This window comes from Burkholderia sp. R-40 (assembly GCF_049942845.1).
GTDB classification, from domain to species: Bacteria; Pseudomonadota; Gammaproteobacteria; order Burkholderiales; family Burkholderiaceae; genus Burkholderia; species Burkholderia ambifaria.
Window position 1 is genome coordinate 221,792 of sequence record NZ_CP187968.1, and the last position, 23,336, is coordinate 245,127.

Sequence of the window (23,336 nt, forward strand, 5' to 3'; positions counted from 1 at the left end):
GTCCGTTTCCTTGCGGAGGTGAGTGAATGAACCGGATTCTCGGCGCATTGCGGCGCGCGATAAACGCGAAACCCGCAACCAAATCATTCGACACTGATTAACAATGGAGGCTATTCCCCCTCCGTACCCATCCCGCATGGACCATCTGCATGCAATGCGCATCTTTGCGCGTGTCGCCCACCTCGGCAGCTTCACGAAAGCGGCCGAGCAGCTGCAATTGCCGCGCCCGACGGTCAGCAATGCCGTCCAGTATCTGGAGAAACACCTGCGCGTGCGGCTGCTGCAACGGACCACCCGGCGCGTCGCGCTGACCGCCGAGGGCGCCACGTACTACGAGCGCTGTACACGGCTGCTGGCCGATCTCGACGATGCCGAGACGCTGTTCGACGACGCCGGTGCGGCGCCGCGCGGCGCGATCCGCGTCGACCTGCCCGAACGCTTCGCGCTGAACAAGGTGATTCCGGCGCTGCAGGATTTCCACGCACGCTATCCCGACCTGCGCGTGGTGCTCAGCACGACCGACCGCTTCGTCGATCTCGTCGCCGACGGCATCGACTGCGCGGTGCGGGTCGGCGTGCTGTCCGACACGTCGCTGGTCGCACGGCGCATCGGCGAGCTCTCGCAGATCAACTGCGCGTCGCCCGCGTATCTCGCGCGGCACGGCACGCCGCGCTCGCCGGACGATCTGCCCGACCACGTCGCGGTCGGCTATTTCTCGAGCCGCACGGGCCGCGAGCTGGACTGGGAATATGCGGACATGGATACGGGCGCGCTGCAGACCGTGAAGATGCGCAGCGTCGTCGCGGTGAACAGCTCGCAGGCGTATCTCGCGTGCTGTCTCGCGGGCCTCGGGATGATCCAGGCGCCGCGCGAGGGGCTCGCACCGCTGCTCGAGGACGGCTCGCTGGTCGAGGTGCTGCCGGAATGGCATGTCGAGCCGCTGCCGGTGTCGGTCGTGTTCCCGAACAGCCGGCATCTGGCGCCGCGGGTGCGGATCTTCGTCGACTGGCTCGCGGACACGCTCGGCGACCTGCACCGGGACGAATGACGGCAGCCGGCGCCGGGGCGATCAGCCGCCGGCCCGGTGTCGCGCGCTCAGAACTTGTGGCGGATCGCGGCGCGCACCGCGAACTGGTTCGACGACGACGACGGGCCATCCGTCCCGACCACGTAGCCGCCGTCGGCCGCGGTGCCCGTCTTGTCGCCGGCGACTTTCTGCCACGCGCCCTGCAGATAGACGTCGGTGCGCTTGGACAGGCTGTAGTCGGCCATCAGTCCGACGGTGTGGTATTTCGGCTTGAACGAGCCGGTCGCGGCGTCGAACTTGCCGTCCGTGTACACGTACTGCGCGCCGAGATAGAAATCGGACGTGAGCTGGTACTTGCCGTTGATCTCGAAGTTCTGGAACTTGGTCGCGGTCAGCCCGAGGCCCGAGAACGTCGACGCCGGCAGGTAGACGGTCGACACCGGGTTCTTCACGTCGGTCTTCGTATAGACGAAGCCGACCGTCGCCGGGCCGAACGTATAGTTGATGCCGCCGCCGAAGATGCGCAGGCGGTCGGCGACGAAATTCGCGTCGTCGGCCGCGATCGCGCCCGCGTTGCCGACGCCCGGGCTGTTCGCCTGCAGATACGCGGCCGCGACCTGCAGCCCGGCGAGCGAATACTGCGCGCCGAGGCTGTACTGGCGGTTGGTCGAGAAGCCCGTGCTGTTGCTGAAGCTGTAGGTGCCGCCGAACGACAGCCCATTCCAGTCGGGGCTCGCGTACTTGACCGTGTTGTTGACGCGGAACGAGTTGTCCGTGTTGTCGTTGTCGAACGGGTGCGAGAACAGCGTGCCGCCCCAGTTGCCGTTCGCGGTCAGCGGCGCGAGATAGTCGACGACGGAATCGTACTGGCGGCCGAAGGTCAGCGTGCCGAAACGCGATGCGCTCAGCCCGACGAACGCCTGGCGGCCGAACATCCGGCCGCCCTGGTTGAACCGACCGTTGTTCACGTCGAAGCCGTTTTCCAGCGTGAAGATCGCCTTCAGGCCGCCGCCCAGTTCCTCGCTGCCCTTCAGGCCCCAGCGGCTGCCCTGCGCATAGCCGCTCGCGAGCTGGTAATCCGTTTTTCCGACCCCATGCACATTCACGTTGTTCGTGTAGTTGAAGCCTTCGTCGATCAGGCCGTACAGCGTCACGCTGTCCTGCGCGAAGGCCGGCGCGGCGAACGCTGCCAGCGCGGCGGCAAAAATGACGTGCTTCTTCATGACGGATTCTCCGGAGCCGTTGCCGGGCAGGCGTTGCGCCCGGCGCTTGTTTCGTCTGTTTTATAGAGGTGGCCCGCAGGGCGGACTGCGCGGTGTGCGGCCGCGAGGACAAAATGGTGTCACGTCGGAAACCACCCGTCCATCGGGGCGTGGGCGCGGCGCACAAAGCGTTGCGCTCGTCCAACTGCCCCGTTCCGCACGCTCCCCGATCGGGCTTGCCGGCAGCGGCAGATCGGCCCGCCATTCGCGTAAACCCGGACGGCGTCGCATCGGTGGCACAATGCGCATCCATTCGTCATTTCTTCACGAAGTCATGCTTCACCCCGATTCATGCGCGGCCGGTGCCGGGCGCGCACGCGGCACGCGCCGGCAGGCGGCCCGATGACCGCCGCAGCCCGGGCCGGCCGCTACGCCGAGCTCGATTTCTTCCGCGGCCTCGTGCTGCTCGTGATCGTCGTCGACCACATCGGCGGCAGCATCCTGTCGCGCGTGACGCTGCATGCATACGCGCTGTGCGATGCGGCCGAGGTGTTCGTGTTCCTCGGCGGCTTCGCCACCGCCATCGCGTACAACTCGCTCGCCGAGCGGCACGACGAGGCCGCCGCGCGCCAGCGATTCATCCGTCGCGCGTTCGAGATCTACCGCGCCTTCCTCGTCACGGCCGGCCTGATGCTGCTGATCACCGCCGTGCTCAACGCGTTCTCGATCGACGGTCCGAACATGCCGACCAACGATCTCGACGGCCTCCTTCACAAGCCGCTCGCCGCGCTGCGCGACATCCTGCTGTTCCGCCGCCAGCCGTATCTCGCGTCGGTGCTGCCGATGTATGCGTTCTTCGCGCTGCTCGTCCCGCTCGCGCTGCCGCTCGCGCGCACGCAGCCGTGGCTGATGCTCGCGTTCAGCGGGTCGCTCTGGTACGCGGCGCCGCACGTCGCGCGTTTCCTGCCGACCGTCGAAGGCGCGCCGTGGGACTTCAACCCGTTCGCGTGGCAGTTCCTGTTCGTGCTCGGCGTGATCGCGCGCTGCCAGCCCGTGTACCAGACGCTCGCGCCGAAGCCGCAGGGCTGGCTGCTGACAGCCGCGTCGCTCGCGATCGTCGCGGCCGGCGCGTACTACCGGCTGCGCATCGAGCCGTTCCCGACCGATCCGTCGATCAAGCAGAACCTCGGCGCGCTGCGGCTCGTGAACTTCCTCGCGATCGCGTGGCTCGCGGCCAAGCTCGTGCACCTCGGGTGGATGAAGAAGGTCGCGCATGCGATGCCGTGGATCGGCACGATCGGCCGCCAGGGGCTGCTGTGCTTCGTCGCCGGCACCTGCATCTCGCTCGCGGTCGACTCGCTGCTCTACCAGGCGACCGAAGGCTATCTGAACGTGCCGCTCGGCCTGACCGCCGACGTCGTCGCGACGGGGCTGCTGTATCTCGTCGCAAAACTCTACGGGCCGCTGGTGTCGCGGCTGCCGTTCCCGTTCCGTTCGCGGCCATGACGCGCCGCGCCGTCATGCGCCGCTGCTACGATAGCGGGCGCCTTTCCTGAAACGATTCGCCATGCGCCGACTCGCCCTTCCGTTCGCCGTCGCCCTGCTCGCCGGCTGCCTCGCCACCGCCCACGCCACGCCGGGCGGGCCCGCGGTTTCGCCGGGGTCGTCCGCGCCCGCGATCGTCCCGCCCGCAACCATCGGGCCGGCCGCCCAGGAGCCGCCGGTCAACCCGGGCAGCAGCGTCGTGCTGCGCGCGTTCCGCTCGGCGTCGCTCAAGCGCGACTGGTCATACACGGTCTATCTGCCGCCCGGCTACAACCCGGAAGGCGCGCGTTATCCGGTCATGTATCTGCTGCACGGCAATGCCGGCAACGCGAACGACTGGATCACGCAGGGCCGGCTGCAGGCCACGGCCGACACGCTGATCGAGCGCCACGAGATCCCGCCCGTCGTGATCGTGATGCCGCAAGGCGGCACCGACTGGTACGTCGACCGCAAGGAGAAGATGCAGAGCGCGTTCCTGAACGAGCTGTTGCCGGAAGTCGAAGCGCACTTCGCGGTGTCGAACCAGCGCGCGGGCCGCGCGATCGGCGGCGTATCGATGGGCGGTTTCGGCGCGCTGCGTTTCTCGCTGCTCGAGCCGGGCCTGTTCTGCGGCGCGATGCTGCTGAGCCCCGCGATCTACGCGAACGAGCCGCCGCTCAATTCCGCCGCGCGCTATGTCGGTGTGTTCGGCGACCGGCAGTTCGATCCGCGCGTGTGGCACGAGCTCAACTATCCGGCGCTGATGCGCGGCTATTTCGCGCGCAACTGGCGCGTGCCGATGTTCATCGCGGCCGGCGACGACGACCTGACGATCCAGGCCGAGTCGAGCGTGCTGTACACGCACCTGCGCCGCGCGCAGAACGCGGCCGAGCTGCGTATCGTCGACGGCGGGCATACGTGGGAAGTGTGGCGCGGGTTGCTCGGGCAGGGGTTGAAGTATGCGTTGGAGTGCGTGAAGTAACGGAGGCGGATACTTCCACCGCACCGGATCGTGCAGCGTATGCGTGCGCGCATCCGGTCGCGCGGTGTCGCGACATCGAATGGGTCAAGCGCGATGCGGAACGGGTGGCCGACCACGCGTAAGCGCGATACGTGCTGGCCGGCACGCACGGAGGCCGGCGTTCCCGACGAGCAGCTGACGACCGCCCTCCCCCCCGATCGATAACCCAACACGACCGCCGATCGCACCGCGTCTTTCAACTCAAAGCCACGTCCCACCCTGCCGCTCATCCGGCTCATCGGCGAGCGCGTCGAAATCGTGAATCCAGTCCAGGTGATGCAGCACGCTGTCGCGCTCGCCGAGACGCGCATTGCGCGCCTGCGCGGCCGGCCCGTCGGGCAGATGCAGCACGTCGGCCGCGGAGATCGACGCGTATTGCACCTTGCGCGTGCGGCCGCGCCGCAGCCGCTCGTACCCTTCCTGCGCGTCGCGCCAGTTGCCGGACCCGGCCTTCGCCAGTTGCGCGGCCAGCACCATCGTATCCTCGATCGACTGATTCGCGCCCTGCCCGTGATGCGGCACGAGCGCATGCGCGGCATCACCGATGAGCGTCACGCGCCCGCGGCTCCAGCGGCCGAGCGGCGGCCGGTGAAACAGCCCCCAGCGCTGGCTGATCGGCACCGCCGTGATCATCTGCACCACCGCCGGATGCCAGTCCCTGAACAGGCGCAGCTGTTCGCCCTCCTGCGCCGGCATGACCCAGTCGCGTGACGGCCACGGCGACGGATGACGCTCGACCAGCAAGAAGTTCTGGTCGCCGTTGTCGCCGATCGGATAGTGGAGCAGATGCCCGTGCGGCCCGACCCAGAACTGAATGGTCTCGGGATCGGGCAGCAGGTTCATCCGCTCGGCCGGCACCACGCCGCGAAAGCCCGAGCAACCCGAATACAGCACGTCGTCGTAGCCGAGCATCCAGCGCCGCGTGAGCGAACGCGCGCCGTCCGCGCCGATCACGAGATCGGCGTCGACGCGCTCGCCGTTCTCGAAGGTCAGCGTGACGCGCTCCGGATCTTGCGCGAGTTCGACCAACCGATGGCCGAGATGAATCTGCTCGACCCCGACCGCCTTCGACAGGATCGCCTGCAAGTCCGCGCGGTGCACGCCCCAGTACGAGCCGCCGAACTGCCGGCGATAGTCGGGCTCGCCGCGATGATGGCCGATCACCGCGCCGCTGCGCCCGTCGCGATAGACGAGGCCCGGAATCTCCGCGCACACCGCATCGAAAGCCGGACGCAATCCCATCCGTTCGTAGAAGCGCGTCGCGTTGGCCGACAGCGCAACGGCCGCCCCCACCTCGCGCAGCACGTCGGTCTGCTCGTACAGCTGCGCGTCGATGCCCTGCTCGCGCAACGCAAGCGCTAGTGTCAGGCCGCCGATGCCGGCACCGACGATCGCGATCCTCAAGTTCGTCCGCATGATGAAGATGTCTCCGATATTCAAATGATGAGTGGTCGAGGCCACGGCGCGCGTGACCTGCCCGGCGCGCCGGTCGAATGCAGGCGCCGTATCGGTATTTTCAGCAGCGCACCCTTATCCCACAATAAAATGCCGGGAATCTGCTTCATCACTGAACGCAATGATGGGAGGCAACGCCGAATCATGGAGCTGAGCGAGATCGACCTCAACCTGCTGTTGCTGTTCCAGCGGTTGATGCAGGAGCGGCGCGTGTCGACCGTCGCCGAGCAGATGAACATGAGCCAGCCGGGCGTCAGCAACGCGCTCGCGAAGCTGCGCCGCCGGCTCGGCGATCCGCTGTTCGTGCGCGGGCCGGGCGGCGTGGTCCCGACACCCTTCGCATTGCGCCTGGCCGAACCGGTTGCGCAGGCGCTGTCGACGCTGCATGCCGCGCTCAATCCGGAGACCGGTTTCGATCCGCTGCGCGCGTCGCGCACGATGACGATCGGCATGACCGATATCGGCGAAGTCGTGTTCCTGCCCGCGTTGCTCGAACATCTAGCGCGCACGGCGCCGGGCATCGCGCTCAACACGGTGCGCAACACGAGCGTCAACCTCAGCGACGAGATGGCCGACGGCCGCGTCGACCTCGCGATCGGGCTGCTGCCGCAACTGCAGGGCGGGTTCTATCAGCGCCGGCTGTTCGATCAGCGGTACGTGTGCCTGTTCCGGCGCGGGCATCCGCTCGAAGACGCGCCGCTGACGGTCGACGCATGGCGGGATGCCGAGCATCTGGTCGTGGTGTCAGCCGGCACCGGTCACGGGCAGGTGGACGACTGGCTGAAGCGGCGCCGCGTGAAGCGCCGCGTGCGGCTGACGGTGCCGCATTTCATGAGCGTCGGCTATATCCTGCAGCGCACCGACCTGATCGCGACCGTGCCGGAACATCTTGCGCTGCAACTGGCGGCTCCGTTTTCGCTCGGCTGGCGCGCGTTGCCGGTCACGCTGCCGGGCGCGCCGATTCACATGCTGTGGCATGCGCGCGTGAATCAGGACGAAGGCAACCGGTGGCTACGGGAGGTCGTCGTCAGCCTGTTCGCGGACACCGGGACACGCGCGCGAAAGGCCGCGCCGGCCCGCAGAAAATAGCGGCGCGAGCGGCGCAACCCGCGGTGCGCGGTACGATGGCGCTTCACCCGGCGCACGATGTGTACACCGCGCACCTGCCGCCTCTCTCCTCACCTCAACCCGCAGGGAATCAAGCCATGTCTGCCTCGAAGAAGTTCGCCGCCGTCACGGGCGCGGGATCCGGCATCGGTCGTGCCGCCGCCATCGCACTCGCGAACGCCGGCTTTACCGTCGCGCTGATCGGACGCAACGAAGCATCGTTGCGTGAAACGAAAGAGGCAATCGCCGCCGGCCATGGCGACGCACATGCGTTTCCGGCCGACGTCACCGACGAAGCGTCGGTCGAACATGCGTTCTCGCGGATCGCGCGCGAGTTCGGCCGGCTGGATGTCCTCTTCAACAACGCCGGCCGCAACGCGCCGGCCGTTCCGCTCGACGAATACGAACTCGACGTGTGGAACGACGTCGTCGCGACCAACCTGACGGGCGTCTTCCTGTGCGCGCGGGCAGCATGGCGCCTGATGAAGGCGCAAACGCCGCAGGGTGGCCGGATCATCAACAACGGCTCGATCTCCGCCTATACGCCGCGCCCGAACACCATCGCGTACACGGCCACCAAGCATGCGGTGGCCGGCATCACGAAGTCGCTCGCGCTCGACGGCCGTGCGTACAACATCGCGTGCAGTCAGATCGACATCGGCAACGCGGCGACGTCGCTCACCGACCGGATGACGGACGGCGTGCTGCAGGCCGACGGACGCATGGCGCCGGAGGCGCGCATGGACGTCACGCATGTCGCGAACGCGGTCGTTCAGATGGCAAGCCTTCCGCTGGATACGAACATCCTGAACATGACGATCATGGCGACCACGATGCCGTTCGTGGGGCGCGGATAAGTCGGGGCGCCCGCGAGCTGCTTCGGCGGGCCTGCCTGCGCTACAGGTCCGCTTGCCGCGCTCCGGCGAAACGTAAATCATCCTTGACAAGTTGCGAGGCGCAACTAATATTGCTTGCGACTCGCAACTTTTTTGCGGACTGATCATGGACCTCATCGATATTCCGGCGAAGCCTCGCGACGCGACGATTCTCGAGCTGCGCGATTTTTCCCGCAAGCTGGTTCGCGAACTGGGTTTCATGCGCGCGACATTGGCCGACAGCGATCTGGCGCCCTCCGCGGTTCATGCCGTTCTTGAAATCGGAATGGCGCCCGGCATCAGCGCGAAGGATCTGGGCAGCATTCTGCGGCTGGACAAATCGAATACGAGCAGGCAGCTTTCCCGGCTCGAAACGGCCGGCTTCGTGACGCGCCGCATCTCACCCGACGATGCGCGTGCGACCGAGTTGTACCTGACTGCCGACGGGCAAAAGCTTCGCAAGAAGATCGACCAGTTTGCGACACGTCAGGTGTCGAATGCGTTACGCCGGATGGTGCCGGCGGACCAGCAAACCCTCGTCCGCGCGCTCGCGCTGTATAGCGATGCGCTCGCGCAAGACAACAGCGCCGAGGCACCACCCGCACCGAATCCGGACGCCGGGCACATTGTCGACGGCTACCGGCCCGGCTGTATCGGTGACATAGCAAGCCTTCACGCGCGGTTCTATTCGGAACACTGGGGATTTGGCGCTTTCTTCGAGAAAAAAGTGGCGACCGAACTCGCGGAATTTGCCGGCACGCTACCCGCCGAAGGCAAGGCTCTGTGGCTCCATGCCGAAAACGGCCGCGCGCTCGCCTCTGTCGCAATAGACGGGAATAAGGCCACGGGAATCGCACACCTGCGATGGTTCATCGTCGACGACGCATTGCGCGGTGCCGGTATCGGGCGGCAACTGATGACGCGCGCGATGCAGTTCGTCGACGAGCAGCGGTTCGACGAGACCTATCTATGGACGTTCAAGGGCCTGGATTCGGCACGTCACTTGTACGAATCGTTCGGCTTTACGCTGACCAGCGAATCGGAGGGTGCGCAATGGGGAACCCACGTCATCGAGCAGCGCTTCAGCCGGTGCCGACCGGGCCGATAAGGGGATGAGCGGATAAGCCGCCGCACGATTCATCGATCGTGATAGATCGCGAGCCAGACCGACGGTTCTTCCGGATGCGTCCACGCGACGCGATGCCGGCAATGCGGTTCGATCAGCACATGGTCGCCGGGGCGCATGTCGTGCAGCGTCGCGTCCGCTTCGAATTCGAGCACGGCCGCGCCTGACAGCAGCACGACCCATTCGGCACGGGGATCGTCATACCAGAATCCGTCGGGACTCGCGTGCCCCATCGACACGATGCGCTCGACGTTCAGGCGCGGGCCCGCGACGAGTATGTCGATCCGTTCGTCGTCGCCGCGCGCCGCTTCGGTGCTGAACAGGTTGCCGGTTTGAAGTTGCATGGTTGGACCCTCGCGTCGCCCGTCGTTCGACGGCGGTTGACGTCCACTGTAGCGCGGCGGCCGGCATTGCGGCGAACTCGTTTGCACGCGCCGGCAAGACCGACACTCAGGCGGCCGCCTCGTCATCGATATCGCGCTCCGTCGGTTCATCACGCACGATCGGATGAGGGGTACCCGTCAGCGGGAGCAACGCTGCAATGCTGCGATGCTGCGATGCGTCACGCCGTCACGGCGGCGGCTGAAACGCGGCGACCTTGTTGCGGCCCGTTGCCTTCGCGTAGTACAGCGCCTCGTCGGCGGCCTTGATCACGCTGCCGGCCTCCACGTCGTCGTCGGGCGTCCAGCTCGCGAGGCCGATACTGGCAGTGACGTGCCCATGTTCGCTGCCCGCGTGCTCGAGCGCCAGCTCGTCGATCGCCGCGCGAATTCGCTCGGCGATCTGGGCGGCGCCCGTCTCGGGCGTATCGGGGAGCAGCACGACGAATTCCTCCCCGCCGTAGCGCGCCGCGGTATCGGCGGGCCGGCGGATGTTCTCCCCGATGCAGCGCGCAACCGCGGCCAGTGCGTCGTCTCCGGCCTGGTGCCCGTAGGTGTCGTTATAGGCCTTGAAGCGGTCGACATCGACGAACAACAACGAGAAAACCGAGCGCGATCGACGTGCGCGACGCCATTCGCGATCCAGCACTTCGCCGAAGGTGCGGCGATTGTTCAGCCCGGTGAGACCGTCGGTGCGGGCGAGCAACACGAGTTCCGACTCGGCGCGCATCCGCCGCCGCAGTTGCGTGCCGAGCATGACTGACACCGCGATGAAGGCGGCACCGAACGTCGCCACCAACGCGCCGATCGTCGCGGCCCGGTGCCGCCACGCCGCATAAATGTCCTCTTCCGCTTCGGCGACCATGATCATCAGCGGCAGCTTCGGCAGATGCCTGAAGTAGTAGAGCCGGCGCACCCCGTCGAGCGACGAGGTTTCCGAGAACACGCCTTCCCGCGCGGTCTGAAACCGCTTGAAGGTCGCGGCGTGGCTGATGTCGCGGCCGATCGTGTGGGCGTCGTACGGCTGACGCATCACCATGACGCCGTCGCTGCCGATCAGCGAGATTGAACCGCGCTGCCCCAGCGACAGGCCGGCAAACAGATTGTGGAAATACTCGAGGTTGACCGCGATGAGCACGACGCCGCCGAACGAGCCGTCCGGGTTCGAGATTCGCCGCGTGAGCCCGATGCTGGGCGCCCCGCCACGCAGGCGCGACGTGAACGGGTCGCTGATAAAGAGTCCCGCATTCGGATTGTCACGATGGACGGTGAAGTATTTACGGTCGGCGAAATTGCCGCGGCGCGGCACGTCGTTGGCCGAATCCAGCACGATGTTGCCGCCGGCATCGAGCACCAGCATCGAGCCGAGAAATTCCGCCGTCATCGCATTGTCGAACAGCACCGAGCGCCGCAGGCTCGCGGGCGCATTCATCACGTCGGAACGTTTGAGGCCGTTGATGACCGCCTGCAGCGAAAGGTCATAGAGCTCGAAGTTGCGTTCGATGTCGCGCTCGGCGATGAGCCCGAGATTGCGGGAGGTTTCGCTCGCCCGCTCCCGCGCGTCGTTGCGGCTCTGGAACAGCTGCAGCACGCACAGACCCATCAGCGCGCAGGCGATCACGATACCGACCACGACGATGGTATAGGGAGCCGCCGACCTGGATTGCATGTGTCTCCTCGATGATCAAGCGTGTGCGCGGGCGCGGGCGCACCACATGATTACTTCATACTAAAAAAGGCGCAGCGGCATGGCAAGCGGGGGATGCACCGAGGGCGGCGCGGCAGCGGTGCGTCGGTGCGTCGATAGCGGGTCGTTTCGCACCCGAGCGTCACGCATCCGGATCCGGAATCCGAAAGTCAATCGATTCGTCGACGAATCGATTACCCAAAGACAACCGTCGAATCAGTTATGCACGAGAACCTTCCCTATGACTTGACCGGACTCCAGTGTCTCGTGAGCGTAAGCAATCTGATCCAATGGAACCTTCAATCCGATTCGTGGCGAATAAGCGCCTGCCTCAAGGCAAGCGTTAATGTCGCTGATGGCGGCTTGCTTTGCCTCGATGGGGACGCGATAGATGTATACGAAACGGAGAACACACCCGTGCATCATGGCTTTCAATAATGGAACGGCCAGTTCGTCCGATGCACTGGCCATCGCATAGGCGCTTATTACTCCACCTTGAGAAAGGAGCGCCAAATTGACATTGAGGTTGGATCTCAGATCAACGTCAACGACACGATCAACCCCAAGCCCGGCTGTCGCCTCGAGGACATGATCTGCCAAGTTGTCCGCCTTTCGGTCGATCACCAGGTCCGCGCCGTTCGCCTTTGCGACAGTGGCCTGTTCGGCGTTCATCACCGTTGCCGAAACCCATGCACCAGCCCATTTAGCCAACAGGATTGCAGCAGTGCCGACCACACCCGCGCCTCCGTGGACGAGTACGCGTTGGCCCTTAAGACTGCCGTCGGAAAACAGGCAGCGGTGTGCCGTCAACGCAGGAATACCAAGCGCTGCCCCTACGTCAAATGACACGTTGTCAGGCAAGTGGACAGCATGGCTTGATGGAATTACAACGAATTCCGCCGCCGTGCCCGTAGCTCGACCATGCTGTGCCTCATAAATCCAGACCCGCTCACCCAGCCTGTCAGGAGATACGTTTATGCCAACAGCGTCGATGACCCCCGCCCCGTCCTGATGAGGAATGACGCGAGGATATGGCATGAGAGCGGAGAATCCTGTACGTGCCTTGACATCTGTCGGATTCAATCCAGATACATGGATTCGTACTCGCACTTCATCTGGCGCCGGTTCTGGCATCGGCAGTTCCCCCATAATCAACACGTCCCGGGCGACCCCTTGACGCTCATAGAAAGCTGCTTTCATCAATTTTGCTCCGTCGTTCCAAATATGCGGCGTGTCTTGATCACCGTACCGATGCAGTTTGGACCCTAAGTTCACTAATGAACAGTAAGCACAACATTGATATATAGGGTTAATTTTTATACTATTGAGATATGAAGATACCGAATCCTCAAGGGTACCGATGCACGGTTGAGGCTACCGTCGAGGTCGCAGGCGGAAAGTGGAAGCCACTTATCGTGTACTACTTGCTCAGCGGCACAAAACGCTTTGGGGAACTTCGCACGCTTATTGGCGGAGTCACACAACGGTCACTGACCTTGCAGCTTCGAGAGCTGGAGTCGCACGGCATAATTTCCCGCGAGGTATTTGCAGAAGTTCCGCCTCGGGTTGAATATTCGCTCACCGAATTCGGGCGGACCCTCGCACCTGTGCTCAACGCGATGAAGGATTGGGGAGATAGCTACCTTTCCCGGCGCGGATCGTAGAAAGTGCCTTGGTATTAAGACTTTCCGGCTCCGCGGTGCTCGCCCGGTGGCGTCAAGCACGCTGCTTCAGCAGCCCTGCCAGGAGCGTCAGTGCTTCTGTCAGATCTTCGAACGACGGGCCGCCGAGGCACAGTCGAATCCCGCTCGCCCGATCTTCCGGGTTCACCATCATGGATTCCGGAGGGGTCAACTTGATACGCATCGCTGCAGCGACGGATGTGAAACGATTGGCAGCGTCACGCTCCATCGGCAGCCAGGCGTTGTAGGCGCCGGGATGCGAGACCAGTTCGCTCGCGCCGAGTAGAGAGATTGCCAGATTGGATCGACGCCGCGCCTCATGGTACAGATCCCGCTGGATCGAGGAGATGACATCGGTGGCCAGCCATTCCTCAACCACTGCGCAAGAGAGCGGCGACGGCGCCATCGGCAGATCCCGCAGCGCATCTTCCGCTGCGTCGTTGAGTCCGGGCGGCACCGCGAGCACGCCGATCTGCAAACCGGGGCCAAGAGATTTGGACAGCCCGTTCACATGAAAGACGATCTCGGGCGCCAACGCCGCAAGCGGTGGCGAAGCCGGCACTGCCGACGCATAGACGCCGTCCTCGATGATCCACGCGCCCGCCTGGCGGCAAATATCCACGATGGCCTGCCTTCGTTCCGTGCCCATCGTTGCGGTGGTCGGGTTGTGCAGCGTCGGCGTGAGATAGACCGCTTGGCTGCCGGTCGATGCGGTGCCGTCGAGTGCGTGCGCCAGTGCCACCGGCACCATCCCTTGCGCGTCGGTCTCGACGCCTTGCATCCGATATCCCTTGCGCCTAGCCAGCGCAATCGCGCCAGGATAGGTGATCTGCTCGGTCAGAAGCAGCCCTTGCGAGCCGCAGGCAAGATCGAAGGCCAATGACAGCGCCTGGCGTGCGCCGCTCGTCAGCACCAGATGCGACGGTTCCACCGTCAGGCCCAGCGTTTCAAGCCAGCGAGCCAGCACACGTCGGTGCTCCATATGCCCGGCGGGCGGGGCATACAGATTGAGATGGTCCGCATCGATCTTGCGTGCGATCCCGGTCAATGTTCGCGCCAGCAGGCGAGCGTTGAGCATGGCTGGCGGCACATTGGACGAAAGGTCGATCTGACGATCATGGTGCGCCTGGCGGATCGCCACGAAGGTTCCCCGGCCCTTGACGCTGCGGGTCAGGCCTCGCCGTTCGAGCGCGGCATAGGCTTTCGTCACCGTCCCAAGGCCAATCCCCAGTTTCAACGCGAGATCGCGATGAGCGGGCAGACGGTCGCCTCCCGTCAGCCGCCCCTCGATGATGTCGTCAGCCAGGGCGAGGACCAACCGCTCGGTGGTATTCGCCTCGATGTCGGCAAGCCGTGGCGACCACGGGGATTGCAGGAGCATGTTAGCCGCCTAGATATTAGTGTCACGTGACACTATTTATATAAACAACAAGCGTAACATGCACGATGGGATTGGATGAAGTCATGCATTTCTGGAAGCGCCCGATCGCCATGACGGGCGCGTGGAGAGTCAAATGTTCAGCCATGTAACTGTTGGGGCGCGTGATCTTGGGCGGGCGGGTTGTTTCTATGACGCGGTGCTCGCTCCGCTCGGACTGAAACGCCGCGTCGTCATGTCCGATGGCGGGCCGCCGGCGCTTTGCTGGGTAACCGGTCAAACGCTGCTGCCGCGCTTCTATGTCTACATCCCCTACGACGGCGGGCCGGCGACCATCGGCAACGGCAGCATGGTCGCCTTTCTGGCCCCCTCGCAAGAAGCCGTGAACACGGCCTACGCGAATGGTCTTGAGCACGGTGGAACGGACGACGGCGCACCCGGGTTACGCCCCCACTACGGTGACGGCTACTTCGGCGCGTATCTACGCGATCCTGATGGGAACAAGGTCCATATCGTTCATCGCGGAGACCTCCAGCCATAGCGCTGGAGTAGCCCCGCATCTCTGGAGAAACTCGAATGCTCGCCAGTCAGATCGCACTCGCCTACGGCACCTATCTCATCGCCACCGCCAGTCCCGGGCCGAGCAACATGGCGATCATGGGAACGGCAATGCGTGACGGCCGTCTGCCGGCCCTCGTTCTCGCGGCTGGCGTCATCACGGGCTCACTCTTCTGGGCGATCCTGGCGGCGACCGGCATTTCCGCCGTGCTGGCGGCTTATGCCGACGCGCTGTTCGTCATAAAGATGGTCGGTGGTGTCTATTTGCTCTATCTGGCGTTCCGCACGGGCAGGTCGGCGCTGAAGCCGGGCTCCGGCTTCGCGAAGATGGACCCGCGACGCTCGACACCTCGCTATCGGTGGCTCTACCGCCAGGGCATTCTCATGCATATCGGAAACCCGAAGGCGGTTCTGGCCTGGATGGCCATCATGTCCCTTGGGCTTCGGGAAAACGCCGCTGGCGGTACCTTTCCGGCGATCATCGGCGGTTGCGCGTTCCTCGGCGTCATCGTGTTCGGTGGTTATGCGGTCCTCTTCTCGACCGCTCGGATGATTGCCCTGTATGCCAGACTCCGGCGCTGGATTGAAGGCACGCTATCCGCGGTGTTCGCCGTTGCGGGAGTCAAGCTGCTTGCCTGGCAACGCTGATATCCCGGCTTGTCGGCGCCCTCACCCACTGATCTGAATTGAAAGAGCAATGACATGGCCTTTGCGATCCACATGATCGATGTCTTCGGCGCCGGACCGCTTTCGGGCAATCCGTTGGCGGTCGTCATCGGTGCCGATGCCCTGACAACGGATGACATGCAGCGGCTGACGCGTTGGTTCAACCTGTCCGAGACCGCTTTTCTCTTGCCACCCACGCATCCTGATGCTGACTACCGGGTCAGGATCTTCACGCTGGACAGGGAGATGCCTTTTGCCGGACACCCGACGCTCGGCAGCTGTCATGCGTGGCTCTCGACGGGCTGCGTGCCGAAGAACGAAGCGGAAATCCTCCAGGAATGCGGAGCCGGGCTGGTTCCGATCCGACGCGCTCACGAGCGGCTTTACTTCGCCGCCCCGCCGCTGATCCGCTCCGGCGCGCCGACACAGGATGAATTGGACCAGGCTCGGCGACTACTGCAAATCGAATCGGGCGATATCCTCGATGCCGCCTGGATCGACAACGGCCCCGGATGGCTGGGCATCAGGCTGGTATCGGCGGATACGGTGCTTGCCCTCGATCCGCTCCGCAGTTGGCCAGATCGGATCGACGTCGGCGTTATTGGCCCTCATGCAACAGGCGGCGATCCCGCCTTCGAGGTTCGCGCCTTCTTCAGCAACCATCTGGGCACGATCGTCGAAGACCCGGTCACCGGGAGCCTCAATGCATCAATGGCGCAGTGGCTGTTCACGACAGGTGTGGTTGAAGACGACTATGTCGCCGCCCAGGGGACACGCCTCGGCCGCCATGGCCGCATTCATCTCACCCGCGATGAGGCCGGCCAAATCTGGGTCGGCGGCAAGACGCGCACGCATGTCGAAGGCCGGCTCGGCGGCCTTTGAAAAGGCAAACGGATCAACCCGATCGTTCTGACGTTCGAAAACACGCAAGGAGTTTCAGCATGCCTGCCTCCCCTCCGCACCAGATTGCTCCATCCGTAACCACCGATCGCATCACACTGCCCGCCTCGGCAGCAGGCACATTAAGAATGCTGGTGCGCTACAAGTGCTGGGCGAATGGACTGACGCTCAAGAGCGTGATGGATCTGCCGGCTGGCGAAGCCTTTCGGCAGAGACCAACGCGGTTCGGAAACATGGTGCATACCTTGAATCATGTCTACGTGGTAGACGACATTTTCAGACATCATCTGCAGGGAAAGAAACACACCTACACCTCGCGCAACACCGACCATACGCCTGCAGTTTCCGATCTTTGGAAAGCGGTTCAGGAAATGGACCGCTGGTACATCGATCTTGTCGACACCTGGTCGGACGCGGATCTCGCGAAAGCCGTTCATTTCGAGTTTGTTGGCGGAGGAGAAGGCGTCATGACCCGCGAGCAAATCGTGCTGCATGTCGTCAATCACGCCACCTATCACCGCGGTTTTGTCGGCGACATGATGTATCAGGTGCCCTTTGCGCCACCGTCAAATGATCTTCCGGTATTCATCAGGGATCACTATCGCGACGCTCGATGAGCGCCTGTTCGTCTCGACGTGGATCGATGTTGCTTCCGGGCGCCTACATGGCGCCTGCACACAAAGGAGAAGATAGCAATCCAATTGAAATGAAAACACTCAACCCGTTGAATTATATGAATTTACAAAATTCAAAGCGCCTTTACGCATCCGGATCCGGAATCCGGGCCGACTGAATCACGACCAGCGTATCGCCCGTCTCGATCCGGCACGGCGGATCCTCGTAGAACGACTGAATCTTCCCGCAGCGATCGAGCCCGACGACGATCGCGCCCGGCACGACGTTCGTCATGCAGCCGATCTCGTGCGGCAACGCCTCGCGCTCGACCAGCGTCGCCCGCCCGCGCGTCGACAGCATGTCGTTCACGAACGGCACGATGTAGCGGCTATGCACCGCATCGGCGAGCAGCAGCGCGCCGATCTTCGTCGACGACACGATCACGTCCGCGCCCGCCTGCCGCAACTGCCGCTGATACAGGTTCTCCTGGATCCGCACGACGATCTTCGTCTCGGGCGCGATGCTGCGCACCGAGAGCGTCAGCAGGATCGCGGTCGGATCGTCGGTCACCGAGATGATCACGGCCTTCGCCGCCCGCACCTGCGCCTGCTGGAGCAGGTCTTCATGCGCGGGATCGCCGAGCAGCCCCGTCACGCCGAGCGCCGTCGCGGCCTCGAGCGCCTGCTGCTGCGCATCGATCACGATGATCGTCGACGGATCGACGCCGCTCTCCAGCAGCTCGCGCACGGCGATCGACCCCGACAGGCCGTAGCCGCACACGACGATGTGATCGGACAGCTGCTTCTGCAGGCGTTTCATGCGGAATTCCTCGATGACGCGCTGGATCACGAACTGATATGCCGTGCCCAGGAAGATGAACCAGATGCCGATACGGATCGGCACGATGAAGAACGCATCGATCAGACGCGCGCGCGCCGTGACCGGCACGATGTCGCCATAGCCGACCGTCGCGACTGTGACCATCGTGAAGTACACGAGATCGGCGACGTTCATCGGCGTGCTCTTGGTCGAATCGCGCAGGCCGTCGCGATCGAGATACAGCACGAGAAACGCGAGCATGCACAGCGCAACGACCGCGCCGAGACGGAACAGCAGCGTGTGGTGCGGCGACGTCGCGGGGCGCGTGAACAGCGTGCGTGCACGCGGCGCCCGCCACGGATCACGGGTACGACGCAGGCGTGAGCGCAACGGGCGACGTTTGGCGGAAGGCGTTGCCAACGGGGGATTCTCCTGAAGGATGCGGGCTCGATTCTACGACGGGAAGATGCGGGCGCGTCCGTAAGCGGTCCTCCGCTACCGGCCGTCCGCTACCGGCCCTCCGCTACCGCCCCTCCGCAACGGCCGCTACAGCATGCTGCGCGGCCGGACCATCGTTCCGTCGACAAAACGCCGGGCACGGAACGCCGACAGATCGAGCGACGGCTCGCCCGTATCGACCCATTCGGCCAGCAGCCGCCCGACGATCGGCCCCATCGCGAAGCCGTGCCCGCAGAAGCCGGTGGCGATCGCGAGCCCGGACGGCGTGCCGGGCGCGTCGATCACCGGAATCCCGTCCGGCAGCACGTCGATCAGGCCGCCCCATGCCTCGACGATCTGCGCGTCCTTCAGCGCGGGAAAGATCGCCGTGAGCTTCGCGAGCGCGCGCGGCGCATGCGTGCGATTCGGCTGCGGCTGCGGATCGCGCGGCTCGATCGGCCCGGCCGCGCCGCCGATGCGCGCGCAGGCATCGCGCAACGCCGCCGCATTCAGATGCAGCCGGAATTTCTCGCGCTGCGACCAGAACTGCGGCCAGAACAGGCTCAAGCCGCGCAGATGGCCGAGCGTCAGGTCGACGTCGACCTGCATGTCGTCGGCGAGATTGATCGTGCCGTTCCTGCGTTGCCGAATGCCGAGGCCGTGCCCCCAGATCGTCGACGCGGACACGTCGGGCAACACGTTGGTACGCATGCAGGTGCCGCGCACGGCCTGCTGCGGCAGCCGGATGCCGATGCCGTCGAGCAGCCGGAAACTGGTCGCGCCGGCCGCGCAGATCACGCGCCGCGTACGGATCGTGCCGCGCTCGGTCACGACGCCGACGACCGCGCCGCCGGCCGTCTCGATCGCCGTCACACCGCAGCCTTCGAAGAAACGCGCGCCGGCTTCGGTTGCGCGCGCCGCGAACGCGGCGGCCACGCGACGCGGCTCGGCCTGCCCGTCGGTCGCGGTATACAGCCCGCCGAGCGTACGCGCCTGCGTCGACAGGCCGCGCACGCGCTCGTCGATTTCCGCGCGCGTGAGCGTGCGCGTGTCGAGCCCGTGTTCGCGCGCGACGGCGAGCCACGCCTGGAACGACGCCCAGTCGTCTTCGTTGTCCGCCATGTAGAGGCAACCGCCCTGCCGCCACTCGAGGTCGAAGCCGAGCGCCTGCTCGAGCCCTTCCCAGATCCGCATGCCGGCCATCATCAGCGGCACTTCGGCCGACTCGCGGCCCTGCTGCCGCACGAAGCCCCACGCACGAGTCGATTGCTGGCCGGCGATGCGCGACTTGTCGAGCACGACGGCCTTCAGGCCGCGCAGGCCGAGGTAGTACGCGGCCGCGCAGCCCATGATGCCGGCGCCGGCGATCACGATGTCGGCTTCGGCCGGAAACGCCGTGTCGGCGTGCGTCAATGCATCGTGCAGCGGATAAGTTGTCGTCATTGTTCTCTGTTGGCGTCGATCCATCCGGCGCATCCATCGACGTAGGCGATGGTCGGCACCAGATCATGCTGTCGGGTTCCGGGTGTGGCTTGGGCGAATACGCGGGAAGGCCGGCGAGCGGTTCAGCCCGCCGGCCGCGGCCCGGCCGACGGTCATTGTCGCCGATCGGCCGTCCCCATTTTTTCGCCTTGACGGCGCTATGTTACCGCGCGATAAACTGTATATCCATACAGTGTCGCTGCAACAGAAATGATCCTCCCCCCATTCGATCCCCCGAAGCTGAACGATCTCACCGGGTGGTGGACGAAGTGCACCTATGCAGACGTGCAGCGCCTGATACTCGAGGTGCAGCATCTTCGCCTGACGCTGTGGGAACTGAAGGCTCATGTCGCGGACGCCTCGCGCCGGATCCGCGTGCTCGATCCGGGCATGCTCGCGCATGGCTCGGCGCTACGGCGGCTGAATTACCTGCTCGAAAAGGAAATCGCGCGCGCGAATCCGATCGGTCGCTCACGTGACGTGTATGCGCCGTTTTCAGACGAGTGGCGCGCGCGCGAGGCCCTGCGCTGTGCATTGCGCGCCGAGCCGGAGCCCGCGGAAGCGGGCACGCTCCCGCGCACGATTCCGGAATTTCAGCGCGTTACCTGGGCCGAGCTTCGCGATCGCTGGCGTCACCTGAGCGACAAGCAATCGAACCGTCAGAACATCGAGCAACGCATGGTGCTCGAGATCGCGCGTCAGCGATCCGTGATTCTCGCGCGGGCGAGGAAACTGGTCGATGCCGCGATAGCCGAAGCGGCGGCGGAAGGAAAGCAGTTGTTCGCGCTCGATCAACTCCAGCGGCTGCTTTCCGTGGAGCGGGAGGACGGCGAGCCGTTCATGTATATGCCGGCGTAAGGCGATCGCATTCGGCCGCAATGGATCAATGATCGCGATGGAGCGCAATGCGCATCTCATTAGTACTTCACAACATAAAAGATCCGGCGCTCGCCATGTAATCAAGGCCCTTACGTCATTGCCGTCACGAGACGCCGGCCGCAACGTATCGACGATCGCCGACTACGATTCAAAGCGCGCGGTCACCGCGTATCGGCTCGCGGACGAAATGCTGAAGGCGCGATAAGCGCAACGCCACGTGGGCACGATCGCGCTCACGCGCAGCCCGTTGCAAATCGCAACCCGAGATCGATACGGAAGGAATGCGCGGCTCGCGTCGGGGCAGCCCCCGCACCACCGGCATCGGTGCGATCAGTGTGAATAGTGCATTCGTGCGCGTGCTGCGCGGTCGAACGGCTGGAGCCGAGCAAGCTGCTCGAGCGACATCGCGACGACTTCCAGCACATGCCGGGCGATTTCGTCGTCCGCCATACCGGCTTTGATGTACTGTTCGATGCTCATCGTGCGGGGCGGATGGCTGCCCGCGTCGCCATCGACGATGTCGATCCTGGCGGTACGACGTTCCAGCGACAACATGACCCGCACAGTTTTACCGTGAACGACGGTCTGCATGCACAACGTGCTCATTCGCAGTCTCCCATTGCGTTGCCGTCAATCGATCGTCAAACGATACCTCACAGTGTGGGGAATGAATCTCCAAACTTGCCCGAATATTGACAACCGTCAGAGATGAATCGAAGACGGTCACGCGCCGCCATCCACGAACGGCGCGCGCCGTCCACGCCGCGCAATCGGTGGCGTTCGTCGTGGTTTCGCTGTGAATGGGGCCGCCCGCGCGGGGGCCGCGGGACTCAACGCGCAGGCACGCGCCGGTCAGGCCGACGCCCGTCTTGCACGGGCGAACATCGCGCTACGCGTAGCGGCTCAGCCACTCTTCGGAGAATTTTTTCGCATAGGCGACGGCTTCGGCTTCGGTATCGAATTCGCCCAGCTTGCGGAAGGCCGCCTCGCGGCTGAAACCCAGCTTCGTGACCTCGACCTGGGCGGCGTACTTGCCGTCCTCCGTCACGCGCGGTTCGCAGTTCATCTCGTACCCGCGCATCACAAATTTCTTCTGCATCGCATCAACGCTTTTTTGAGACGGCGAAATCGTAGCATGGCGCCCCGCCGCGTTCATGCACGCACGCTCCCGAAACGGTATCCGCAGGGAATTCATTAGACTAAACCATCAAACGATCCGCGTATAAGATGCGGTTCCGCCCGACCGCGTGACGCGCAAAGTGATGTAAATATTTGTCGACGGGAAGCGACCTGAGCGCGCGCTCCGGACCGCGAAACGCCCTGCGCTGGTGCATCCCGCGGGCCGCGTCGTAAGATTAGGCGCCGCCCTGCGAGGAATCGTGTCCCGGCACCGCGCGATCCGCGCCCGACGGTTGCGAACGGGCCATTGGCGCGCGACGGAAGCTGCCGGGCCGCCGTAACGTCGTGACACACCTTTCACACAAACGCACCTTTCGCGACATGGAATGGCCGTCGTTTTGCGGTAAAGTTATCTTTTCCGCGCGTGGCCGGTCGGCTCGCCACTGGACGTCGTCAAGACTGTCCGCCGAGACTGCCGCAAGGCGTCGTTCTGAACGTCAAGATCCGTTCCCGTAGCATGACCACTGAAGCAATCACCACGGATTCCCTCGCGGTTGCCGAGCGCGTGCGCGAGCTAATGACCCGCAACGGCATCGGCAAGCGCCAGCAGACCACCGAGCTGTGCCGCATCCTCGACCTGAGCTTTTCGCAAGGTCACCGCAAACTGCGCGGCAGCAGCCCCTGGACGCTCGCGCAAATCAAGAAAGTCGCCGAAGCCTACGGCGAGCCCGCCGCACAACTGTTCGGCGCGCAAACGCTCGACCCCGGCATGGTCGGCGCCTATTCGCAGGAGGCGGTGCTGTACGCCGGCGTCGCCGAAATTCCGTGCACCGCATGGATCGGTGCGCCGCTCGAAGCCGGCGCGCGCCCCGAGTTCGTCGCCTATGAACAGAACGGTCGCTGGCGCGTGCTGCGCCACACGGGCGTGCTGTACCAGAACGCCTACGACGTGCACAAGATCGAGATCTATCCGCGCCGCGCGGAGAGCGACAAGCTCGTCGTCGCAGTGATCGATCCCGATCGCGTCAGCGCGACCGAGCTGTGCCGCTATCTCGAACGGCAGGGTTTCGCGACGGCCGCGTTCGACGGCCTCGCGCCGTTCGTCGATGCGCTGCAGGGCCAGGCGTTCGACGCGGTCGTCACCGAATGGCTGTTCGACGGCAGCACGGCCGCCACCGCGATCAAGGCGGTGCGCACGTCCGACAATCCGGGCGCGCCGATCTTCGTGCTGACGGGCGACCTGCTCACCGGCCGCGCGAGCGAAGCGGACATCAGCGAAGTGATCCGCGCGTTCGACGTCGTCTGCTACGAAAAACCCGCGCGCATGGCGATCCTCAGCGCCGATCTCGCAAAACGGCTCGCACGCGGGTAACGCCCGCCCACTGCGCCGCCCGCC

The 23,336-nt window shown here is 64.7% G+C and carries 23 protein-coding genes; 13 read left to right on the forward strand and 10 right to left on the reverse strand.

All coding sequences use genetic code 11. From position 1 onward, the window contains the following. Positions 1-136 precede the first annotated feature (136 nt). The gene (locus tag ACP26O_RS17300; protein WP_175663662.1) at positions 137-1,048 is read left to right on the forward strand and encodes a LysR family transcriptional regulator; all 912 of its coding nucleotides are present in this window, start codon (positions 137-139) and stop codon (positions 1,046-1,048) included. 47 nt (positions 1,049-1,095) lie between these two features. Here the strand turns inward: ACP26O_RS17300 and ACP26O_RS17305 are convergent, their stop codons facing one another. Further along, positions 1,096-2,250: a porin gene (locus ACP26O_RS17305; protein WP_175663661.1), complete on the reverse strand. Its 1,155-nt coding sequence runs from the start codon at positions 2,248-2,250 to the stop codon at positions 1,096-1,098. A gap of 381 nt (positions 2,251-2,631) precedes the next feature. On the opposite strand from ACP26O_RS17305, the gene ACP26O_RS17310 reads away from it, so the two are divergent. Both ACP26O_RS17310 and ACP26O_RS17315 read left to right on the forward strand, forming a co-directional pair. Beyond that, complete coding sequence (locus ACP26O_RS17310) at positions 2,632-3,735, forward strand: OpgC domain-containing protein (RefSeq protein ID WP_175663660.1); 1,104 nt, start codon at positions 2,632-2,634, stop codon at positions 3,733-3,735. A gap of 61 nt (positions 3,736-3,796) precedes the next feature. Then, on the forward strand, positions 3,797-4,735 hold the full coding sequence (locus ACP26O_RS17315; RefSeq protein WP_175663659.1) for an alpha/beta hydrolase: 939 nt from the start codon (positions 3,797-3,799) through the stop codon (positions 4,733-4,735). Between the two features lie 240 nt (positions 4,736-4,975). Here ACP26O_RS17315 and ACP26O_RS17320 read toward each other — a convergent pair whose 3' ends face one another. Then, complete coding sequence (locus ACP26O_RS17320) at positions 4,976-6,190, reverse strand: FAD-dependent monooxygenase (protein ID WP_175663658.1); 1,215 nt, start codon at positions 6,188-6,190, stop codon at positions 4,976-4,978. A 183-nt stretch (positions 6,191-6,373) separates the two neighbouring features. On the opposite strand from ACP26O_RS17320, the gene ACP26O_RS17325 reads away from it, so the two are divergent. From ACP26O_RS17325 to ACP26O_RS17335, 3 genes are all read left to right on the forward strand, one after another. Continuing rightward, on the forward strand, positions 6,374-7,318 hold the full coding sequence (locus ACP26O_RS17325) for a LysR family transcriptional regulator (protein WP_165753698.1): 945 nt from the start codon (positions 6,374-6,376) through the stop codon (positions 7,316-7,318). Between the two features lie 116 nt (positions 7,319-7,434). Further along, positions 7,435-8,193, forward strand: coding sequence for an SDR family oxidoreductase (locus ACP26O_RS17330; RefSeq protein WP_175663657.1), 759 nt, complete (start codon positions 7,435-7,437; stop codon positions 8,191-8,193). Positions 8,194-8,338: 145 nt separating this feature from the next. Continuing rightward, complete coding sequence (locus tag ACP26O_RS17335; RefSeq protein WP_175663656.1) at positions 8,339-9,319, forward strand: bifunctional helix-turn-helix transcriptional regulator/GNAT family N-acetyltransferase; 981 nt, start codon at positions 8,339-8,341, stop codon at positions 9,317-9,319. Positions 9,320-9,348: 29 nt separating this feature from the next. On the opposite strand, the gene ACP26O_RS17340 is transcribed toward ACP26O_RS17335, so the two are convergent. From ACP26O_RS17340 to ACP26O_RS17350, 3 genes are all read right to left on the reverse strand, one after another. Beyond that, the gene (locus tag ACP26O_RS17340) at positions 9,349-9,681 is read right to left on the reverse strand and encodes a cupin domain-containing protein (RefSeq protein WP_006753233.1); all 333 of its coding nucleotides are present in this window, start codon (positions 9,679-9,681) and stop codon (positions 9,349-9,351) included. Between the two features lie 226 nt (positions 9,682-9,907). Beyond that, complete coding sequence (locus tag ACP26O_RS17345) at positions 9,908-11,386, reverse strand: sensor domain-containing diguanylate cyclase (protein ID WP_175663655.1); 1,479 nt, start codon at positions 11,384-11,386, stop codon at positions 9,908-9,910. A 234-nt stretch (positions 11,387-11,620) separates the two neighbouring features. Further along, entirely contained in the window at positions 11,621-12,604 is a 984-nt protein-coding gene (locus ACP26O_RS17350) for an NADPH:quinone reductase (protein WP_175663654.1), read from the reverse strand. A 131-nt stretch (positions 12,605-12,735) separates the two neighbouring features. Here ACP26O_RS17350 and ACP26O_RS17355 point away from each other — a divergent pair, with 131 nt between their 5' ends. Next, entirely contained in the window at positions 12,736-13,068 is a 333-nt protein-coding gene (locus ACP26O_RS17355; RefSeq protein ID WP_081467218.1) for a winged helix-turn-helix transcriptional regulator, read from the forward strand. 52 nt (positions 13,069-13,120) lie between these two features. Here the strand turns inward: ACP26O_RS17355 and ACP26O_RS17360 are convergent, their stop codons facing one another. Next, positions 13,121-14,467: a PLP-dependent aminotransferase family protein gene (locus ACP26O_RS17360; protein ID WP_175663653.1), complete on the reverse strand. Its 1,347-nt coding sequence runs from the start codon at positions 14,465-14,467 to the stop codon at positions 13,121-13,123. 133 nt (positions 14,468-14,600) lie between these two features. On the opposite strand from ACP26O_RS17360, the gene ACP26O_RS17365 reads away from it, so the two are divergent. The 4 genes from ACP26O_RS17365 to ACP26O_RS17380 are packed head-to-tail and all read left to right on the forward strand — an operon-like array spanning position 14,601 to position 17,205. Continuing rightward, positions 14,601-15,005, forward strand: a complete 405-nt coding sequence (locus tag ACP26O_RS17365; RefSeq protein ID WP_006753229.1) for a VOC family protein — start codon at positions 14,601-14,603, stop codon at positions 15,003-15,005. Between the two features lie 35 nt (positions 15,006-15,040). Further along, entirely contained in the window at positions 15,041-15,670 is a 630-nt protein-coding gene (locus ACP26O_RS17370; protein WP_175663652.1) for a LysE family translocator, read from the forward strand. Positions 15,671-15,724: 54 nt separating this feature from the next. Continuing rightward, complete coding sequence (locus ACP26O_RS17375) at positions 15,725-16,570, forward strand: PhzF family phenazine biosynthesis protein (RefSeq protein WP_175663651.1); 846 nt, start codon at positions 15,725-15,727, stop codon at positions 16,568-16,570. A 59-nt stretch (positions 16,571-16,629) separates the two neighbouring features. Continuing rightward, positions 16,630-17,205, forward strand: coding sequence for a DinB family protein (locus ACP26O_RS17380; RefSeq protein WP_208446704.1), 576 nt, complete (start codon positions 16,630-16,632; stop codon positions 17,203-17,205). 142 nt (positions 17,206-17,347) lie between these two features. Here ACP26O_RS17380 and ACP26O_RS17385 read toward each other — a convergent pair whose 3' ends face one another. After that, positions 17,348-18,442 (reverse strand): potassium channel family protein, encoded by a 1,095-nt coding sequence (locus tag ACP26O_RS17385; RefSeq protein ID WP_165753356.1) that lies wholly within the window; start codon positions 18,440-18,442, stop codon positions 17,348-17,350. A gap of 126 nt (positions 18,443-18,568) precedes the next feature. Next, positions 18,569-19,903 (reverse strand): NAD(P)/FAD-dependent oxidoreductase, encoded by a 1,335-nt coding sequence (locus ACP26O_RS17390; RefSeq protein ID WP_175663650.1) that lies wholly within the window; start codon positions 19,901-19,903, stop codon positions 18,569-18,571. Positions 19,904-20,152: 249 nt separating this feature from the next. Between ACP26O_RS17390 and ACP26O_RS17395 the strand changes: the two genes are divergently transcribed. Beyond that, entirely contained in the window at positions 20,153-20,800 is a 648-nt protein-coding gene (locus ACP26O_RS17395; protein WP_175655403.1) for a hypothetical protein, read from the forward strand. Positions 20,801-21,151: 351 nt separating this feature from the next. Here the strand turns inward: ACP26O_RS17395 and ACP26O_RS17400 are convergent, their stop codons facing one another. Together ACP26O_RS17400 and ACP26O_RS17405 are read right to left on the reverse strand one after the other, a co-directional pair. Continuing rightward, a complete protein-coding gene (locus ACP26O_RS17400; protein ID WP_126225594.1) occupies positions 21,152-21,427 on the reverse strand; it encodes a hypothetical protein in 276 nt (91 codons plus the stop codon). 283 nt (positions 21,428-21,710) lie between these two features. Then, positions 21,711-21,920: a hypothetical protein gene (locus ACP26O_RS17405; RefSeq protein WP_006759801.1), complete on the reverse strand. Its 210-nt coding sequence runs from the start codon at positions 21,918-21,920 to the stop codon at positions 21,711-21,713. A 537-nt stretch (positions 21,921-22,457) separates the two neighbouring features. Between ACP26O_RS17405 and ACP26O_RS17410 the strand changes: the two genes are divergently transcribed. Then, on the forward strand, positions 22,458-23,312 hold the full coding sequence (locus tag ACP26O_RS17410) for a helix-turn-helix domain-containing protein (protein WP_011659048.1): 855 nt from the start codon (positions 22,458-22,460) through the stop codon (positions 23,310-23,312). The last annotated feature ends 24 nt before the right edge of the window (positions 23,313-23,336 follow it).

Excerpts from the sequence above, each read along its gene's own strand:
- ACP26O_RS17300 (WP_175663662.1), top strand. The coding sequence starts at position 137 with ATGGACCATCTGCATGCAATGCGCATCTTTGCGCGTGTCGCCCACCTC.
- ACP26O_RS17305 (WP_175663661.1), bottom strand. The coding sequence starts at position 2,250 with ATGAAGAAGCACGTCATTTTTGCCGCCGCGCTGGCAGCGTTCGCCGCG.
- ACP26O_RS17310 (WP_175663660.1), top strand. The coding sequence starts at position 2,632 with ATGACCGCCGCAGCCCGGGCCGGCCGCTACGCCGAGCTCGATTTCTTC.
- ACP26O_RS17315 (WP_175663659.1), top strand. The coding sequence starts at position 3,797 with ATGCGCCGACTCGCCCTTCCGTTCGCCGTCGCCCTGCTCGCCGGCTGC.
- ACP26O_RS17320 (WP_175663658.1), bottom strand. The coding sequence starts at position 6,190 with ATGCGGACGAACTTGAGGATCGCGATCGTCGGTGCCGGCATCGGCGGC.
- ACP26O_RS17325 (WP_165753698.1), top strand. The coding sequence starts at position 6,374 with ATGGAGCTGAGCGAGATCGACCTCAACCTGCTGTTGCTGTTCCAGCGG.
- ACP26O_RS17330 (WP_175663657.1), top strand. The coding sequence starts at position 7,435 with ATGTCTGCCTCGAAGAAGTTCGCCGCCGTCACGGGCGCGGGATCCGGC.
- ACP26O_RS17335 (WP_175663656.1), top strand. The coding sequence starts at position 8,339 with ATGGACCTCATCGATATTCCGGCGAAGCCTCGCGACGCGACGATTCTC.
- ACP26O_RS17340 (WP_006753233.1), bottom strand. The coding sequence starts at position 9,681 with ATGCAACTTCAAACCGGCAACCTGTTCAGCACCGAAGCGGCGCGCGGC.
- ACP26O_RS17345 (WP_175663655.1), bottom strand. The coding sequence starts at position 11,386 with ATGCAATCCAGGTCGGCGGCTCCCTATACCATCGTCGTGGTCGGTATC.
- ACP26O_RS17350 (WP_175663654.1), bottom strand. The coding sequence starts at position 12,604 with ATGAAAGCAGCTTTCTATGAGCGTCAAGGGGTCGCCCGGGACGTGTTG.
- ACP26O_RS17355 (WP_081467218.1), top strand. The coding sequence starts at position 12,736 with ATGAAGATACCGAATCCTCAAGGGTACCGATGCACGGTTGAGGCTACC.
- ACP26O_RS17360 (WP_175663653.1), bottom strand. The coding sequence starts at position 14,467 with ATGCTCCTGCAATCCCCGTGGTCGCCACGGCTTGCCGACATCGAGGCG.
- ACP26O_RS17365 (WP_006753229.1), top strand. The coding sequence starts at position 14,601 with ATGTTCAGCCATGTAACTGTTGGGGCGCGTGATCTTGGGCGGGCGGGT.
- ACP26O_RS17370 (WP_175663652.1), top strand. The coding sequence starts at position 15,041 with ATGCTCGCCAGTCAGATCGCACTCGCCTACGGCACCTATCTCATCGCC.
- ACP26O_RS17375 (WP_175663651.1), top strand. The coding sequence starts at position 15,725 with ATGGCCTTTGCGATCCACATGATCGATGTCTTCGGCGCCGGACCGCTT.
- ACP26O_RS17380 (WP_208446704.1), top strand. The coding sequence starts at position 16,630 with ATGCCTGCCTCCCCTCCGCACCAGATTGCTCCATCCGTAACCACCGAT.
- ACP26O_RS17390 (WP_175663650.1), bottom strand. The coding sequence starts at position 19,903 with ATGACGACAACTTATCCGCTGCACGATGCATTGACGCACGCCGACACG.
- ACP26O_RS17395 (WP_175655403.1), top strand. The coding sequence starts at position 20,153 with ATGATCCTCCCCCCATTCGATCCCCCGAAGCTGAACGATCTCACCGGG.
- ACP26O_RS17400 (WP_126225594.1), bottom strand. The coding sequence starts at position 21,427 with ATGAGCACGTTGTGCATGCAGACCGTCGTTCACGGTAAAACTGTGCGG.
- ACP26O_RS17405 (WP_006759801.1), bottom strand. The coding sequence starts at position 21,920 with ATGCAGAAGAAATTTGTGATGCGCGGGTACGAGATGAACTGCGAACCG.
- ACP26O_RS17410 (WP_011659048.1), top strand. The coding sequence starts at position 22,458 with ATGACCACTGAAGCAATCACCACGGATTCCCTCGCGGTTGCCGAGCGC.